This is a genomic window from Streptomyces sp. TRM68367, assembly GCF_014495685.1.
Lineage (GTDB): Bacteria > Actinomycetota > Actinomycetes > Streptomycetales > Streptomycetaceae > Streptomyces.
In genome coordinates this window covers 25,881-41,941 of sequence record NZ_JACTVI010000023.1, presented here as the reverse complement: position 1 = coordinate 41,941, position 16,061 = coordinate 25,881, and the positions used below count along the sequence as shown (strand labels likewise).

Below are 16,061 nucleotides of genomic sequence, written 5' to 3'. Positions count from 1 at the left end.
TGGAGCTCTCCGGCTCCGTAGGGAACACCAGCCGTGTTACAGAACGGCTACAAGGAGTTTTCAAAGCGGACGCAAGCGCCTCAGCTTACGCGGCCCCCGGCCGTGACCACGGTTCAACGGCCGCGAGCACGCACCGCCCAGCCAGCTCGTCCATGGACAGCCCCAGCGCGCGAGCCAGCGCGGCCACCGTGAAGAACGCCGGCGTCGGGGCACGACCAGTCTCGATCTTGCGCAGCGTCTCGGCGGAGATGCCGGCGACGGCCGCGACCTCCGTCATGCTGCGATCGCCGCGCGCCGCACGCAGCAGCAGCCCGAGCCGCTCGCCGCGTTCGCGCTCTTCCGGGGTCAGTGGGGTGCGCACCATGCGACCATTCTAATACCGGTATAGTAATTGGCATGGTGGAGCTGAAGACAGACACATCGATCGACGCCATGTACGACGCCGGCCAGGTCGTCGCCCGCGCCCTGACGGCCGTACGGAAGGCCGCCGCCGTGGGCGTCTCCCTGCTGGAACTGGACGAGCTGGCGCACGACGTGCTGCGCGAGGCGGGCGCGTCCTCACCCTTCCTGGGCTACCGCCCCTCCTTCGCCCCGGTCCCGTTCCCGGCCACTCTCATCACCTCCGTCAACGACGCGATCGTGCACGGCGTCCCGACCCGCTACCGGCTGCGGGACGGCGACCTGCTCTCCCTCGACTTCGGCGCCGAACTGGGCGGCTGGGTCGGCGACTCCGCGCTCAGCCTCGTCGTCGGCACCCCGCGACCGGCCGACCTGCGGCTGATCGAGACCGCCGGGCGGGCCCTGGCGGCCGGCATCGAGGCGGCCGTCGTCGGCAACCGCATCGGCGACATCGCCCACGCGATCGGCTCGGTGTGCCGCGCGGCGGGCTACGGCATCCCCGACGGCTTCGGCGGCCACGGCGTCGGCCGACGCATGCACGAGGACCCCTCGGTCCCGAACGAGGGCCGCCCCGGCCGCGGCCTCCCCCTGCGCCACGGCATGGTCCTCGCCATCGAGCCCATGCTCATCGCCGGCGGCACCGACGCCTACTACGCGGCCCCCGACGGCTGGACCCTCCGTACCAGCGACGGCTCCCGAGCCGCCCACTCAGAACACACAGTGGCCATCACAGACAACGGTCCCCGCATTCTCACGGCACGAGAAACGCCCTGAAGGGGCGCGGGGAACTGCGCGAGCAACCACAAACAACCCGCACCCGCAAACCGAGAGAAAGCCCCCGAACCGTAGGCGACCGCTGCACATGCCCTCCGCAGGAGTTCGTGCCATCGTGGCATGAACGAGCCCAAACCCGGTTACCCGGCCCCGGCACGTCGACAGCGAAGGTACGGACAACGATGACCAGCGGCTTCATCGGCCCGGAGGGCCCCGGCGACCCCTTCGGCGAATTCCTCGCACGTTTCTTCGGCGGTCCCCGCCCCCGGCAGATCGACATAGGCCGACTGCTCAGCCAACCGGCCAGGGAACTCGTCCGCGGCGCAGCCCAGTACGCCGCGGAACACGGCAGCCGGGACCTCGACACCGAGCACCTGCTGCGCGCCGCGCTCGCCACCGAGCCGACCCGCAGCCTGCTCAGCCGGGCGGGCGCGGACCCCGACTCCATGGCCTCGGAGATCGACGAGCGATCCGGCCCGGCCCAGCCGGGCGACGCACCGCCGCCGACCTCGCTGTCCCTGACGCCGGCCGCCAAGCGCGCCCTGCTGGACGCGCACGAATTGGCGCGGGCCCGCGGCTACGGCTACATCGGCCCCGAGCACGTGCTCAGCGCCCTCGCCGCCAACCCGGACTCGGCCGCCGGGCACATCCTGAACGCGACCCGGTTCACCCCCTCCAACCTGCCGCCGGAGACCCCGGAAGCCGCACCGGCCCGCCCCGAGCGGCCGCGCCCCACGAACACGCCGACGCTGGACAAGTACGGCCGCGACCTCACCGACCAGGCCCGGCAGGGCCGTATCGACCCGGTGATCGGGCGGGAGCTGGAGATCGAGCAGACCGTCGAGGTGCTCTCCCGGCGCGGCAAGAACAACCCGGTGCTGATCGGTGACGCGGGCGTCGGCAAGACCGCGATCGTGGAGGGGCTGGCGCAGCGGATCGCCGAGGGCGATGTCCCCGACATACTGAACGACCGCCGGGTGGTCGCGCTGGACATGACCGGTGTGGTCGCGGGCACCCGCTACCGGGGCGACTTCGAGGAGCGGATGAACCAGATCGTGGACGAGGTCCGCGCCCACTCCGACCAGCTGATCGTGTTCATCGACGAGCTGCACACCGTCGTCGGCGCCGGAGCGGGCGGCGGCGAGGGCAGCTCCATGGACGCGGGCAACATCCTCAAGCCGGCCCTGGCCCGCGGCGAGCTGCACATCGTGGGCGCCACCACGCTGGAGGAGTTCCGGCGGATCGAGAAGGACGCGGCGCTGGCCCGCCGCTTCCAGCCGGTCCTGGTGCCCGAGCCGACCACCGCGGACACGGTCGAGATCCTGCGCGGGCTGCGCGACCGCTACGAGGCCCACCACCAGGTCCGCTACACCGACGAGGCGCTGATGGCGGCCGTGGAGCTGTCCGACCGCTATCTCACCGCCCGCCGCCTGCCGGACAAGGCGATCGACCTGATCGACCAGGCCGGGGCGCGGGTGCGGCTGGGCGCCCGGACGAAGGGCACGGACGTGCGGGCGCTGGAGCGCGAGGTCGAGCAGCTGACCCGGGACAAGGACCAGGCGGTCGCGGCCGAGAGCTACGAGCAGGCCACGCAGCTGCGCGACCGCATCACCGAGCTGAGGCAGCGGATCGCCGAGGCGGCCGAGGGCGAGGAGGCCGACGAGGGGCAGAACCTGGTGGTCGACGCGGAGGCGATCGCGGAGGTGGTGTCCCGGCAGACCGGCATCCCGGTCAGCAGCCTCACCGAGGAGGAGAAGGACCGGCTGCTCGGCCTGGAGGAGCATCTGCACGAGCGGGTCATCGGCCAGGACGAGGCGGTACGGGTCGTCTCCGACGCCGTGCTGCGTTCGCGCGCCGGGCTGGCGAGCCCCAACCGGCCGATCGGCAGCTTCCTGTTCCTGGGGCCGACGGGCGTCGGCAAGACGGAGCTGGCCCGGGCACTGGCAGAGGCCCTGTTCGGCAGCGAGGACCGCATGGTCCGCCTGGACATGAGCGAGTACCAGGAGCGGCACACCGTCAGCCGGCTGGTGGGCGCCCCGCCCGGCTACGTCGGCCACGAGGAGGCCGGGCAGCTCACCGAGGTGGTGCGCCGGCACCCGTACTCGCTGCTCCTGCTGGACGAGGTGGAGAAGGCGCACCCGGACGTCTTCAACATCCTCCTCCAGGTCCTCGACGACGGCCGGCTGACCGACTCGCAGGGCCGGACGGTGGACTTCACCAACACGGTCATCGTGATGACCAGCAACCTCGGCTCGGAGGCGATCGTCCGGCGCGGCGCCTCGCTGGGGTTCGCGGTGGGCAGCGCGGAGGCGGACGAGGAGGCGCGGCGCGAGCAGGTGCTGCGGCCGCTGCGCGAGCACTTCCGGCCGGAGTTCCTCAACCGCATCGACGAGATCGTGGTGTTCCGCCAGCTCACCGCCGAGCAGCTCAGGCGGATCACCAACCTGCTGCTGGAACAGACCCACCGCCAGCTGCACGCCCAGGACATCACCGTCGACTTCACCGGTGCGGCGGTCGACTGGCTCGCCGAGCGCGGCTACGAGCCCGAGTACGGCGCCCGCCCGCTGCGCCGCACCATCCAGCGGGAGGTCGACAACCAGCTGTCCCGGCTGCTGCTGGACGGCCGGGTCGCCAAGGGCGGCCGGGTGACGGTGGACGTGGCGGACGGGCGGCTGGCGTTCCGTGCCGACGGCACGCAGGAGCCGGAGCCGCCCGCTCCCGGGCCGTGACGCGGGCGGTGTCGCCGTACGGCGGTACCGCCCGGTCCGCTACCGCGCCGGGTGCACCACCATCGCCGAACCGCCGCCCCGCCGTACCGTCTCGGCGGCGGCGAGCCACTTGCCGCCCGGCAGCCGCTGCACGCCCGTGGCCGCACCGATCTCCGGGTTCTCCTTGAAGGAGTGCCCGATGTCCGCCAGCTGCTTCCTCAGCTCACTGTTGTAGAGCGCCGGTTCGAGTTCGGTCTGGGCGGCGTTGCGCTGGCTGGCGCGCGGCGCGGCGATCGCGTCGACGAGCGGCAGGTGGCGGTCCAGGAACCCGGTCAGGGTCTGCAGGACGGTGGTGATGATGGTCGCGCCGCCGGGCGAACCGAGGGCCACCACGGGCTTGTCGTGCCGGTCGAGCACGATCGTCGGCGCGATCGACGACCGCGGCCGCTTGCCCGGGCCGGGCAGGTTCGGGTCGTGCACGGCCGGGTTGGCCGGGGCGAAGGAGAAGTCGGTCAGCTCGTTGTTGAGGAGGAAGCCTCGGCCGGGGACGGTCATGCCGCTGCCGCCGGTCTGCTCGATGGTGAGCGTGTAGGCGACGACGTTCCCCCACTTGTCGGCCGCCGTCAGATGCGTGGTGTTCTCGCCCTCGTACGTCGTCGGCGCCGCCGTGCCGCCGCTCGCGCAGGGCGCCGGGTTACGCGGGTCGCCGGGCGCGAGCGGGCTGGTCAGCACGGCGTCGTCCTGGACGAGGCAGGCGCGCGAGTCGGCGAACCGCTGCGACAGCAACTCCTTCGTCGGTACGTCCTCGGCGGCGGGGTCGCCGACCCAGCGCCCGCGATCCGCGAAGGCGATCCGGCTCGCCTCGATGAAGCGGTGCAGGTACCGGACTTCGCTCGCCTTCGACAGGTCCGTGTTCTCCAGGATGTTGAGGGCCTCGCCGACCGTGGTGCCGCCGGAGGAGGAGGGCGCGATGGAGTAGACGCCGAGTCCGCGATACGACGTCCTCGTGGGCGCCTGGAGCTTGGCGCGGTAGGCCGCGAGGTCCTTTTCGGACAGCTCGCCGGGGCGGGCGTTCCAGCCCGAGTCCGGGTCCACCGGCGGCTTGTTGACGGTGTCGACGATGTCCCTGGCGAGGCCGCCGCGGTAGAGCGCGCCGACGCCCTCGCGGCCCAGCTCCGCGTAGGTGCGGGCGAGGTCGGGGTTCTTGAAGGTGGAGCCGACGACCGGGAGTTGTCCGCCCGGCAGGAACAGCTTCGCGGTGTCCGGGAAGTAGCGGAAGCGGGTTTCGTTGGCGGCGGTCTGGGAGCGGAAGGTGCCGTCGACGGTGAAGCCGTCGCGGGCGAGCCGCTCGGCGGGCCTCAGCAGACTGCCGAGTCTCTTGTTGCCCCACTTGTCCAGTGCCGTCTGCCAGGTGGCGGGCGTGCCCGGCGTGCCGACGCTCAGGCCGCTGCTGACGGCGTCGGCGAACGGGATCGGCTTGCCGTCCTCCAGGAAGAGGTCCTTGCCGGCGGTGAGCGGGGCGGTCTCGCGGCCGTCGATGGTATGCACCGTACGGGACTTGGCGTCGTAGTAGACGAAGTAACCGCCCCCGCCGATCCCGGCGGAGTAGGGCTCGGTGACGCCGAGCGCGGCGGCCGTGGCGACGGCCGCGTCGACGGCGTTGCCGCCGTTGCGCAGCACCTCGATCCCGGCGGCGGAGGCGTCCGGGTCGACGCTCGCGACGGCGCCGCCGTAGCCGACGGCCTCGGGGACCTTCTCGACTGGGTCGCTCTGCGCGGCGGGCGGCGCCGCCGCCCCCACCGACACCAGGGCGGCCGAAACCGCCAGGACCGCCAGTTTGCGTGCGACAGGACGACGCATCCGCACCTCCGCTCAAGGGCCGTTGGCGCAGCTTAATTCATCGCCATGGCCGCGTCAGCGGCACGCGAACACGCGTGCGCCTGAGCCCGCTAGCATGCGCGCCCATGAATGACGACGTGCGCAACATCGTCCTGGGCGTGATAGCGGCGGGCATCACTGCCGCGCTCGGCTGGGTGGCCCGCACCTATCTGTGGAAGCGGAAACTCCGGCGCAAGCAGGCGTTCTTCGGGCTGCCGGACAGCTCCGAGTCGCTGTTGGTGGTGAACCGGGGTGCCGGAGGACCCGAGTTGGCGGTGATGCGCCACGACGTGTTCGCGCTCCTCGAACTGGCCGCACTGATCAAGGACTGCAACGCACACGCCCAGATCCTCCCGCACGACACCGCGCGCCAGGGTTTCGGCGAGCGCACCGAGTTCTGCGTGGGCGGCCCGGCGTCGAAGGGTCCTGTTCCCCGTCACCCAGCCTGGACTCAATGGCCAGGGGGCGCACCGTCACCTTGATCTCCACCGGGTCCGGCTGCCATACAGGCCGCGTCTCGGAGCCTGCCAGCAGCTCCATCGCCTTGGCCCAGGTGCCGTTGCTCAGCCAGCGGTGGGATTGGGTCTGGAGGGCTTTCTTCACCACCCCGTACTTCAGCGCCACCTCGTCGAGGCGGGCGCCTGTGACGGCCTTCTCCAGCATCGCCTCAGTCACTGCCCGACGGTCGTGCGTGGAGCGGGATCCGCCCATCAGGGGCTTGATCCGCTCCCACCCTTCATCGGTCAGAACCGGCACGTCCCGGCCGGCCCGGACGAACCACTCGCGGATGCCGCAGGCGACACCGGGGCGCCGCGGTGCGGCCTTGACCACTTCGGCCTGAAGGCCCATGAGGTCCATCATCTCCGCCTTCTCGTGGTCGTCGATGGCCCGAAGGTTGTCGCGGGCGACCTTGGCCAGGCGCTCCAGCCCGTTCAGTCGGCGGCTGGCCTCGGCGGCCTCACGCTGCCAGGCCTCCGCCTCCAGCCTTAGCTTCTCCAGGCCCTCCAGGTCCTCTTCATGGGGCTTGGCGGCCCTCTCTGCCGCCGCCTCGGCCTCCTCCCTGGACAGGCCGCGCCGCAGTGCTCGCTTGGCTGCCGCGGCGGACGTGACCTCGATGAGGTCTTCCAGTTCGGCGATCTGCTGATCCAGCTCGGCAATCTGCTTGGTGCGGTCCACACGCTCGCTGGCGGTGGCATCCAACCAGTCCTGGGCCATGGCCTTCATGCGGTCGGCGTCGGTCAGCACCTTGACCACGTCGCCCCACACCTGGCGCTCAAGTGCCGTCGCCTCCAGGCGCGGACATGAGCATTGGTCCCCGGCTCCGGGGTAGGACTCCTGATTCTGCTTGCACTTGTAGACAATCTCGGTCGGCCTACAGTGATGGCCGATGTAGTGACTTCCGCAAAGGCTGGTCAGGAGTCCACCGCCCAGTAGATATACGCGGGCATCCCCCTGGACGGGGCGGGGCTGCTGTGAGGTGGCGGTCTTGAGTTCTTCGATCTCCTTCCCGGAGAAGATCCGCGGCAGCGCGATCACTACCGAGTCACCGAAGACCGGATTGCCGTCCTGGTCGCGGGCTGCATCACTGCCGCGCCAGACGATCTCGTTCCTGGGACGGCGTCCCCGAGCATGCGGTAGCGGATGTTCTTGCCCCGCCACGGCCTGCCGGAGCGGGTCAGCTTGCCCTCGCTGTTCAGGGTCAGAGCCACCTTGTGCCAGCTCTTCTCCTTCAGGTACAGCTCACGCGCTCTACGCAGGACCGCGGCTTCCTTCTCGTCCACCACGTAGCGCGAAAGGCCCGTCTTGCCCTGGTCGGCGATGGCCCAGCCGAAGGGGACACCTCCGCCGGGGTATAGGCCGTCCTCGGCCTTCTCCTGAATGCCGCCCTGAGTGCGCTCCCGGATCAGTTCGCGCTCTTCTTCGGCGTAGTCGGCATCCTTGCGCATCTGGGAGCGTCCGGCGGGGGTGGAGTTGTCGTAGTCCTTCTTGACCACGGCGACGTAAACGCCGAGGTCTTCCAGCTCCCACACCCACTTCCAGAAGGCCCGGCCGGTGCGACCGATACCGCGACCCTCGTTGACGACCACCATGTCAAAGGGGCGAGGCGTCCTGCGGGCATCCTGCATGAGGCGCTTGAGGTCGGGCCTGTCATCGGCCTCCAGGCTGCCGCTGAAGCCTTCATCGGCGTACGTGTCGACGTGGGCCCAGCCCTTCTTCTCGATGTACCGGACTGTCCTCTTGCCGGTGTACGAGATGCCGTAGCCCTTGGCCTGGTCCTCGGTTGACACTCGGAGGTAATCGACCGCGCGCAGTGTGGTTGTCACGGCTCGCTGTGCCGTGTCGATGGCGCGCATGAGAGTCTTGCTCACGTCAGTCCCTTCGTGACTGGCCAGGCCCCGGGGTATGTGGCGTACCGCCGGGGTCACCCATGTGGCGCAGATCTTATGGGGTGGCACTGTCAGCGCGGGGGCTGAACAGGATTTCCAGAATGCGCCGGTAGGCGACAGGGTCCGGAGCCTCATCCCGGATGCGGATGCGAGGGCTCGGCTCGGGGTCGTCCTTCAGGTTCTTCCGCAGCCACTCGCCGGCCGCCTCGGCCGGTATGGCTTCCCCGTCCTGCATTGCTTACCTGCCTTCCGGATGTGCATGACAGGCCACCTCCTCGCGGAGGCCGCAGATGCGCACTCCCGTACATCCGTCGCGGCCTACTCGCCCTCCGGGGGAAGGGGTCGTGCTCCGCTACCGGCCTTGTCATCGGACGGGGCCGGTCGGTCCGTCGGTGGACGACTGTAAACCGAACTAGCGTTTTTGTGCTAGCACGGCCCAGATGTGCGGAACCTCTGCTTCACCGCTGGGCGGGGTGCTATATCTCCGGCATGAAGACTCTGCTGTTCCTGCTCGGGCTCTTCCTGGCCGCCATGGCCCTTGTGGCCTTCCGCAGCGCCTCGCGGCACGACTGGGACGTCATCGAGCTGGGGACCGGAGCCGCCTTCCTGGCGGGCTCCGTGGGCGTCCTGTGGAAGACGGGCAAGCTCTACGACAGCGCGAAGCCCGGGGCCTGACAGGGCAGCACAAAGCCCCCGTATGACAGAACCGGTCTTTCGACCGACCCTGACGGGGGCTTTGGCATGCGGGCCGCCGCTGTTGTATCCGGATTCGCTCCGGCCCTGGGGTCCGGGCGTATAGCCGGGCCCGAACGCGTCAAGTAGCAGAATACCCAGCGTTCAGGCCCTGGATGGTGGCCCCGCGGCCACCGGCGAACAGGGCCCGCTCCTGGGACTTCAGCCGCTTGCCCTTCTCGAAGGCGCTCTCGCCCTTCACTCCGGTGGCGGCCACGGCCAGGTCCACGCGAGACTTGATCTCCGTCGGGAGACGTCGTCCGAGATCCACTTCGTGAAGTCCGCGGGATTGTCGATGCCGCGGGGGCCCCACCGGCGGTGAGGGTCGTAAAGCATGGTCACCAACCCACCGTGCGACCCCAGAGAGTGGCCACCAACAGACCCACCCCCGCCCCGAGAAGGCTGGAGGCGATGGACCACCCAAGCGCCCTCAGTGCTCCTTCAGCGTCGTCAGACAGCGCTTGATCACTTCCAATGTGGCACCCCATTCACGACGAAGGCGGCCACCAGGGCCGCCAGGATGATCAGCTTGTGGGAGCGGGGGAGGTTCATCCCTCCCCCGCGGCTTCAGTGGTCGAGGCAGGGGTAGGGCTTGCCGCACCAGCAGTGCATGGTCCTCCTTCTTCTTGCGTCTGGTGGTGTAGCCCGCCTGGCTCCGTCCGGCCATCAGGCCGCGCTGGTACGCGGCTTCGATCTCGACGTTGACGAGGGCTCGCACGAGGGCGTGCAGCCCCTCCGCCTCCGGGAAGACGCGCTGCAGGTTCTTGATGCGGGTTACGAGGCGTGCTTCCCAGTCCGGTTCGGACATGGTTCCTCCCATGCAGAAGGCCCCCGCCGAAGCAGGGACCTTGATGTTTGTGCCGGTCAAGCGGCCGTCATGAATGTGAGGTCAAGGAGGGCGACGGAGCCTTGTACCGAACCGCCGCATGACCGCGCACCTGGTCTCCCTGCTCCCCGGCGTCAAGGTGAACGTCGACGCCGAACCGAGCCCGGACCGCGGCGCGTTCCTGGTCGGCTCCGAGCACTACCGCGCGGAGGTCGGCAGGGAGGAGTACGTGCTCCTCGCCCGGCTCACCGCGGGGCAGAGCCCGAACGCCCGCCCGGTCTTCCTCTTCTGCGGTCAGACCGCGATCACCAACCAGGCCGCCACCCGCTACCTCGCCCGCAACCACGAGCGCCTGGCCCGCAAGCACGGCGGCAAGTCCTTCGTGCTGCTGCTGAAGGTGATCAACTCGCAGGCGTACGACCCGGACGTGGTCGAACTGGTCGCGGACGTGACGCAGGCGGCGCAGAGCCCGCTGCCGTCGCCGGCGGTGGCTCCCCGCAATAGCCACCACACCTCCTAGATTTCAACACAACTCAATCATCGTTACCAGCACGCAACTTACCGATGGGTTACTTGCAGTAAGGGGCTGAGGTTACCGTCTGGTCACTTTGTTCATTGACACGAGTGAGGAGTGACCGTGGGTACGACTCGCAAGGCCCTGCGCACCACCGCCGTAGGCGCCGTCTCGGCGACCCTCGTCGCCGGCGCCCTCGGCATCGCCCCCACCGCCCAGGCGGCCCCGAACGGGATCCGTTTCGTCGACATCGCCGGCGACGGCGGCACCGTCCTCAAGGCGAACGTCATCAGCCCGGCGGGTGCCGACGCCACCCGTCGCTACCCGCTGCTCGTGCTGCCCACGAGCTGGGGCATGCCCCAGGTCGAGTACCTCGCACAGGCCCAGAAGCTCGCCGACTCCGGCTACGTCGTCGTCAGTTACAACGTGCGCGGTTTCTGGCAGTCCGGCGGGGAGATAGAAGTCGCGGGCCCGCCGGACATAGCCGACGCGTCCAAGGTCATCGACTGGGCGCTCGCCCACACCCCCGCCGACGCGCGGCACATCGGCATGGCGGGCGTGTCGTACGGCGCAGGCATCGGCCTGCTCGCCGCCGCGCACGACAAGCGGATCCGTGCGGTCGCCTCGCTGAGCGGCTGGGCGGACCTGATCGACTCGATCTACTCCGGGCGCACCCAGCACGTCCAGGCGGCCGCCCTGCTGGACGGCGCGAGCCTGGTCACCGGCCGGCAGAGCGCCGAACTCCGGCGGATCTTCGACGACTTCTACTCCTCGAACCTGGCGAAGGAGCAGGAGATCATCGCCTGGGGGAAGAAACGTTCTGCCGGGACCTACCTGGACCAGCTCAACAAGAACGCCCCGGCGGTCCTGCTGGCCAACGCCTGGGGCGACACGATCTTCCCGCCCAACCAGTACGCGGACTTCTACGAGAAGCTGACCGGCCCCAAGCGCCTGGAGCTGCGCCCGGGCGACCACGCCACCGCCGAGGCGACCGGCCTGTTCGGGCTGCCCAACGACGTGTGGAACGACACCGAGCGCTGGTTCGACCACTACCTCAAGGGCGAGGACAACGGCATCGACCGCGAGCAGCCGGTCCAGCTCAAGTCCCGCTCCAGCGACGGGTACGAGGGCTACCCGGACTGGAAGTCGGTCGGCGCGACGAGCCGGAAGATCGACCTCGTGGGCGCGACCACGATCCGCGCCAACGTGGACTCCGGGGCGGACGGCGGGGTCGTCTTCCTCTCCAGCATCCTCGACCAGGTGGCCCAGCTGCCCCCGATCGCTTCGATCCCCCTGCTCCCTCGCCGCTGGGCCGCCGTCTGGCAGTCGGAGCGGTACGCCACGGCCCAGCAGGTGCGCGGCACCGCCAGGTTGCACACGACCCTCACCCCGACCAAGGAGAGCGGCACCCTCGTCGCCTACCTGTACGACGTGGGGCCGCTCGGCCTCGGCAAGCTGGTCAGCAACGCGCCGTACACCTTCCACGGCCGTACGCCCGGCAAGCCGTTCGGCGTCGACCTGGAGCTGTTCTCCACGGCCTACGACGTCCCGGCCGGGCACCGGCTGGCCCTGGTCGTCGACACGGTCGACCCGCTCTACATCGAGCACAACCCGTCCGGCGCGCAGCTGACCTTCTCCTCGCCGGCACACGACCCTTCGTACGTGTCGGTTCCGCTGCGCGAGCAGTGATCTCCGGCTGCCGCCGGACGGGTCCTGTCGATGTGGTCCGCGCCTCCGCTCAGTGCTTGAGGATCTTGGAGAGGAAGTCCCTGGCACGCGCGCTGGTGGGGTTGGTGAAGAACTCCTCGGGGATGCGGTCCTCGACGATCCGACCGTCGGACATGAAGACCACCCGGTTGGCGGCCGAGCGCGCGAAGCCCATCTCGTGGGTGACGACGATCATGGTCATGCCCTCCCGGGCCAGCTGGCGCATGACCTCCAGGACCTCGTTGATCATCTCGGGGTCGAGGGCCGAGGTCGGCTCGTCGAACAGCATCGCCTTGGGTTCCATGGCGAGGGCGCGGGCGATGGCCACGCGCTGCTGCTGACCGCCGGAGAGCTGGGCCGGGTACTTGTCCATCTGGTCGGCCACGCCGACCCGGTCGAGGAGTTCGCGGGAGCGCTTGTCGGCATCCTCCCTCCGGCGCCCGCGGGCCTTGATCTGGCCGAGCGAGACGTTCTGCAGGACGGTCTTGTGGGCGAACAGGTTGAACGACTGGAAGACCATGCCGACGTCGGCGCGCAGCCGGGCGAGCGGCTTGCCCTCCTCCGGCAGCGGCTGCCCGTCCAGGACGATCGTGCCGGACTGGATGGTCTCCAGCCGGTTGATCGCCCGGCACAGCGTCGACTTGCCCGAGCCCGACGGGCCGATGACCACGACGACCTCACCCCTGCCGACGGTGAGGTCGATGTCCCGCAGGACATGCAGGTCGCCGAAGTACTTGTTGACGTCACGCAGCTCGATCAGCGGATCGATGGCCATACCCACCCCTACTCACTCTCAGCTGTGTGGTGGTCGCCGCAACGTATCCAGGCAAAATCGGACTGGAGGTGCGACACGCACTTTTCGGGCATTAGCCGTATTTTCGGGGAGTCACGGCGACCTTACGCCTCGGCGACCTCCGCGTACAGTTGCGACAGCTCGGGCACCCCGCTGGCGGCCCACTCCTGACCCGAGGCCACGACGTCGAACTCGCGGCCGGACGCCAGCCGGACGACGGGCTGGCCGTTCGGCCAGATCTCCCAGCCGGCGCCGGGCACGGTGCGCACGATGACGGTCCCGAGGTAGAGCCCGGCGTCGTTGCCGAGCCAGGCCAGCACCTCCTCGTCGTCCCGCCAGCGCGGCAGCACCTGGTCGAGTTCCTCCAGCGAGGCCGCGGAGTCGTCGAGGCGGACGCCCTCCCGGGACGCCAGGGAGCGCAGCAGTTCGCACTCGGCGAGGAGATCGGCGATGCCCTCGGCGTCGGGGGCGCCGGGCTTCTGGCGCCGGTTGCCCAGGAAGGGGATGTTCATACGTCCAGCGTGTCATTCGTACCGCCGTTTGCACCACAGGCGCGCGGACCGCTGATTCCGGTCGAGTTCACGCAGAGTTCGCGCATGGCGCGTTGACGTGTCCTCGATGTCTCCTTAGCTTCGCGATGCGTCTTTCGTGACGTAGCACGAGGCGCTTCGCCGGTGAGCGGGAGGAGTCGGCCGTGCGCCGATGTGTCGGGGGGTTCGCAGGGATCACAGCCGTGCTGGCCCTGTGCGGGTCGCTGGTCGCGGCGGGGTGCTCGGCCGGGTCGGCGGAGGCCACCGCCGAGGCGGAGGACTGGAGAAAGCGGGGGCCGCTTCCGCTGGAGCGGCTCTTCGACAACACGGCAGTCAGCGACGACGCCCGGCCGGACGAGGCGGACTTCGACGGCGCGGGCGCTTCGCTGTCCGCGCAGGACCTCGCGGCGGCGGGCTGGACGCCCGGCCGCACCCTCACCGTGCGGGGGGCCCGGCTGACCTGGCCGCGGCGGCAGGCGGGCGAGCCGGACAACGTCCGGGCCGACGGGCAGGCGGTCCGGGTGACCGGGCGCGGCGACGCGCTCGCCTTCCTGGTGGCGGGCACCGGGGGCGAGGCGGGCGCTGCGGGCACGGTCGCGTACGCCGACGGCACCAGCTCCGCGTACCGGCTGACCGCACCCGACTGGCGCACCGGCCCGCTCGCCACGAAGGCGGTGGCGCTGCCGCACGTCAACACGCCGGAGGGCCAACTCGCCGAGCAGGCCCGGCTGTACGTCGTGACGGTGCCGCTCGCGCGGGGGCGCACGGTCGCCTCGGTACGGCTGCCGCGCGCGGACGGCCTGCATGTGTTCGCCCTGTCGGTGCGGGACGTCTCGCGGGGCTGGACCGGGACCTGGGCGGCGTCGACGGGCGGTCATCCGGCGGTGGGGCCCTGGGCGGACCGGACACTGCGGCTGGTGGTGCACACCTCGGCCGGCGGGCCGCGGGTGCGGGTGCGGTTCGACAACACGTTCGCGGCGGCGCCGGTGCGGATCGGGAGCGCGACGGTGGCGGTGCGGGCCACGGGCGCGGCGGCGCGGGGCGCTCCTGTGCCGCTGGCCTTCCGCGGAGCGGCGGGTGTGGAGATCCCGGCAGGGGCGCAGGCGTACAGCGATCCGCTCGCGTTCGAGGTGCCCGCGGGCGGCAACCTGCTGGTGAGCTTCCACCTGCCCGGGACGGTGCGGGCGGCGCCGCTGCACCGGCTCGCGGTGCAGCGGTCGTACGTCAGCGAGCCGGGCGACCATGCGGCTGACGGCTCCGCGGCGGCGTACACCTCGGTGATCACGAGCTGGCCGCTGCTGGCCGGGGTGGACGTGGGCGGCGGTCCCGGTTCGGTGGTGCTGTTCGGGGACTCGATCACCGACGGCGACAAATCCACCCTGGACGGGAACCGGCGGTGGCCCGATGTGCTGGCCGCGCGGCTGCGGGGCCAGGCCGCGGTGCCCCGCTACGGCGTGCTCAATCAGGGCATCTCGGGCAACCGGGTGGTGACCGACCGCTATCCCGGCGACGGGGTGTCCACGGACACGGCCGGGGTGAGCGCGCTGCACCGCTTCGACCGGGACGTGCTCGCCCAGACGTCGGCGCGGACCGTGGTGGTCTTCGAGGGCGTGAACGATGTGCGGTGGGGCGCCTTGGGACAGCAGGTCATCGCGGGTCTGCGGGAGCTCGCGGAGCGCGGGCGCGCCCGGGGCCTGAGGGTGCTGGCGGCGACGATCCTGCCGTGCGGGGGTGAGGCGCGGTGCACGGCCGCGGTGGACGCGGAGCGGTCCGCGGTCAATGAGTGGATCCGCACCGGCGGTGAGTTCGACGGGGTGCTCGACTTCGATGCGGTGGTGCGGGATCCGGAACGGCCGTCGCGGATGCTTCCCGTGTACGACAGTGGGGACCATCTGCATCCGGGGGATGCGGGGTTGGCTGCGCTGGCCGAGTCGGTGGATCTGCGGGGGTTGGTGTCCTGACCGCCAGGGTGCTGCTCTGGACGTGCTCTAGACGTCCAGATCGACGACCACCGGCGCGTGATCCGACGCGCCCTTGCCCTTGCGCTCCTCCCGGTCGACGTACGCGTCCTTGACCGACTTGGCGAACGGCTCGTTGGCGTACACCAGGTCGATGCGCATGCCGCGGTTCTTGGGGAAGCAGAGCTGGCGGTAGTCCCAGTACGTGTACGGGTGGTCGTACTTCAGGGGCCGCGGGACCACGTCGGACAGGCCCGCCTCGCCCAGGGAGGCCAGCGCGGCGCGCTCGGCGGGGGTGACGTGGGTGGAGCCGTCGAAGACCGACCGGTCGTAGACGTCGTCATCCGTCGGTGCCACGTTGTAGTCGCCGAGCACCGCGAAGGGGCGGCTGCCGCCCGCGTCGCCCTGGACGGCCGCGCGCAGGGCCTCGAACCACTGGAGCTTGTACGCGTAGTGGGGGTGGTCCACCTCACGGCCGTTGGGCACGTAGACCGACCAGACGCGGACCGGGCCGCAGGTCGCGGAGATGGCGCGGGGCTCCACGGCGCCGTCGTAACCGGGGTCGCCGGGCAGGCCCTTGACCACGTCTTCTATGCCGACGCGGGAGAGCACCGCGACGCCGTTCCACCGGCCCGTCGCGTGTACCGCCGTCTCGTAGCCCAGTTCGCGCAGTTGCCCGGCCGGGAACTGGTCCTCGGCGACCTTGGCCTCCTGGAGGCACAGCACGTCCGTGCCACTGCTCTCCAGCCAGGCGAGCAGCCTCGGCAGGCGGGCGGTGATCGAGTTCACGTTCCAGGTCGCGATGCGCATGCCCAACAACGTACAGGGAGGGTCTGACAACGGGACCCGGCCCGT

Annotated in this window: 15 protein-coding genes and 2 pseudogenes; 7 read left to right on the top strand and 10 right to left on the bottom strand. The window is 70.5% G+C overall.

The window, feature by feature from the left end:
• Positions 1-85 precede the first annotated feature (85 nt).
• A complete protein-coding gene (locus H8R17_RS17465) occupies positions 86-364 on the bottom strand; it encodes a helix-turn-helix domain-containing protein (RefSeq protein ID WP_187824125.1) in 279 nt (92 codons plus the stop codon).
• A 32-nt stretch (positions 365-396) separates the two neighbouring features.
• On the opposite strand from H8R17_RS17465, the gene map reads away from it, so the two are divergent.
• Positions 397-1,173: a type I methionyl aminopeptidase gene (gene map / locus H8R17_RS17460; RefSeq protein ID WP_187824124.1), complete on the top strand. Its 777-nt coding sequence runs from the start codon at positions 397-399 to the stop codon at positions 1,171-1,173.
• Positions 1,174-1,355: 182 nt separating this feature from the next.
• Entirely contained in the window at positions 1,356-3,902 is a 2,547-nt protein-coding gene (locus H8R17_RS17455) for an ATP-dependent Clp protease ATP-binding subunit (RefSeq protein ID WP_187824123.1), read from the top strand.
• Positions 3,903-3,941: 39 nt separating this feature from the next.
• On the opposite strand, the gene ggt is transcribed toward H8R17_RS17455, so the two are convergent.
• The gene (ggt, locus tag H8R17_RS17450) at positions 3,942-5,741 is read right to left on the bottom strand and encodes a gamma-glutamyltransferase (RefSeq protein WP_187824122.1); all 1,800 of its coding nucleotides are present in this window, start codon (positions 5,739-5,741) and stop codon (positions 3,942-3,944) included.
• Between the two features lie 104 nt (positions 5,742-5,845).
• Between ggt and H8R17_RS46855 the strand changes: the two are divergent.
• Positions 5,846-6,199: pseudogene (locus H8R17_RS46855) on the top strand (hypothetical protein); the annotation flags it as partial.
• Here the strand turns inward: H8R17_RS46855 and H8R17_RS46850 are convergent.
• From H8R17_RS46850 to H8R17_RS17440, 3 genes are all read right to left on the bottom strand, one after another.
• The gene (locus H8R17_RS46850) at positions 6,081-7,295 is read right to left on the bottom strand and encodes a transposase (RefSeq protein WP_262505315.1); all 1,215 of its coding nucleotides are present in this window, start codon (positions 7,293-7,295) and stop codon (positions 6,081-6,083) included. The pseudogene H8R17_RS46855 and the gene H8R17_RS46850 sit on opposite strands and share 119 nt — an antisense overlap.
• On the bottom strand, positions 7,295-8,128 hold the full coding sequence (locus H8R17_RS46845) for a recombinase family protein (RefSeq protein WP_316959433.1): 834 nt from the start codon (positions 8,126-8,128) through the stop codon (positions 7,295-7,297). The genes H8R17_RS46850 and H8R17_RS46845 overlap by 1 nt, the downstream gene beginning before the upstream one ends.
• 73 nt (positions 8,129-8,201) lie before the next feature.
• On the bottom strand, positions 8,202-8,381 hold the full coding sequence (locus H8R17_RS17440; RefSeq protein WP_187824121.1) for a hypothetical protein: 180 nt from the start codon (positions 8,379-8,381) through the stop codon (positions 8,202-8,204).
• A 254-nt stretch (positions 8,382-8,635) separates the two neighbouring features.
• Between H8R17_RS17440 and H8R17_RS17435 the strand changes: the two genes are divergently transcribed.
• Complete coding sequence (locus H8R17_RS17435) at positions 8,636-8,821, top strand: hypothetical protein (protein WP_187824120.1); 186 nt, start codon at positions 8,636-8,638, stop codon at positions 8,819-8,821.
• 139 nt (positions 8,822-8,960) lie between these two features.
• On the opposite strand, the gene H8R17_RS17430 is transcribed toward H8R17_RS17435, so the two are convergent.
• Both H8R17_RS17430 and H8R17_RS17425 read right to left on the bottom strand, forming a co-directional pair.
• On the bottom strand, positions 8,961-9,107 hold the full coding sequence (locus tag H8R17_RS17430) for a hypothetical protein (protein WP_187824119.1): 147 nt from the start codon (positions 9,105-9,107) through the stop codon (positions 8,961-8,963).
• 201 nt (positions 9,108-9,308) lie between these two features.
• Positions 9,309-9,686, bottom strand: a complete 378-nt coding sequence (locus tag H8R17_RS17425; RefSeq protein WP_187824118.1) for a hypothetical protein — start codon at positions 9,684-9,686, stop codon at positions 9,309-9,311.
• Between the two features lie 109 nt (positions 9,687-9,795).
• On the opposite strand from H8R17_RS17425, the pseudogene H8R17_RS17420 reads away from it, so the two are divergent.
• Positions 9,796-10,224: pseudogene (locus H8R17_RS17420) on the top strand (hypothetical protein); the annotation flags it as partial.
• A 117-nt stretch (positions 10,225-10,341) separates the two neighbouring features.
• A complete protein-coding gene (locus tag H8R17_RS17415; RefSeq protein WP_187824117.1) occupies positions 10,342-11,907 on the top strand; it encodes a CocE/NonD family hydrolase in 1,566 nt (521 codons plus the stop codon).
• Positions 11,908-11,956: 49 nt separating this feature from the next.
• Here H8R17_RS17415 and H8R17_RS17410 read toward each other — a convergent pair whose 3' ends face one another.
• Together H8R17_RS17410 and H8R17_RS17405 are read right to left on the bottom strand one after the other, a co-directional pair.
• Positions 11,957-12,700 (bottom strand): amino acid ABC transporter ATP-binding protein, encoded by a 744-nt coding sequence (locus tag H8R17_RS17410; protein WP_187824116.1) that lies wholly within the window; start codon positions 12,698-12,700, stop codon positions 11,957-11,959.
• Positions 12,701-12,822: 122 nt separating this feature from the next.
• A complete protein-coding gene (locus H8R17_RS17405; RefSeq protein ID WP_187824115.1) occupies positions 12,823-13,230 on the bottom strand; it encodes a DUF6278 family protein in 408 nt (135 codons plus the stop codon).
• Positions 13,231-13,412: 182 nt separating this feature from the next.
• On the opposite strand from H8R17_RS17405, the gene H8R17_RS17400 reads away from it, so the two are divergent.
• Positions 13,413-15,209 carry an SGNH/GDSL hydrolase family protein gene (locus tag H8R17_RS17400; RefSeq protein ID WP_316959432.1) on the top strand — a complete coding sequence of 599 codons (1,797 nt, stop codon included), beginning with the start codon at positions 13,413-13,415 and terminating at the stop codon, positions 15,207-15,209.
• Positions 15,210-15,236: 27 nt separating this feature from the next.
• Here the strand turns inward: H8R17_RS17400 and H8R17_RS17395 are convergent, their stop codons facing one another.
• Positions 15,237-16,016: an exodeoxyribonuclease III gene (locus tag H8R17_RS17395; RefSeq protein WP_187824114.1), complete on the bottom strand. Its 780-nt coding sequence runs from the start codon at positions 16,014-16,016 to the stop codon at positions 15,237-15,239.
• Positions 16,017-16,061 lie beyond the last annotated feature (45 nt).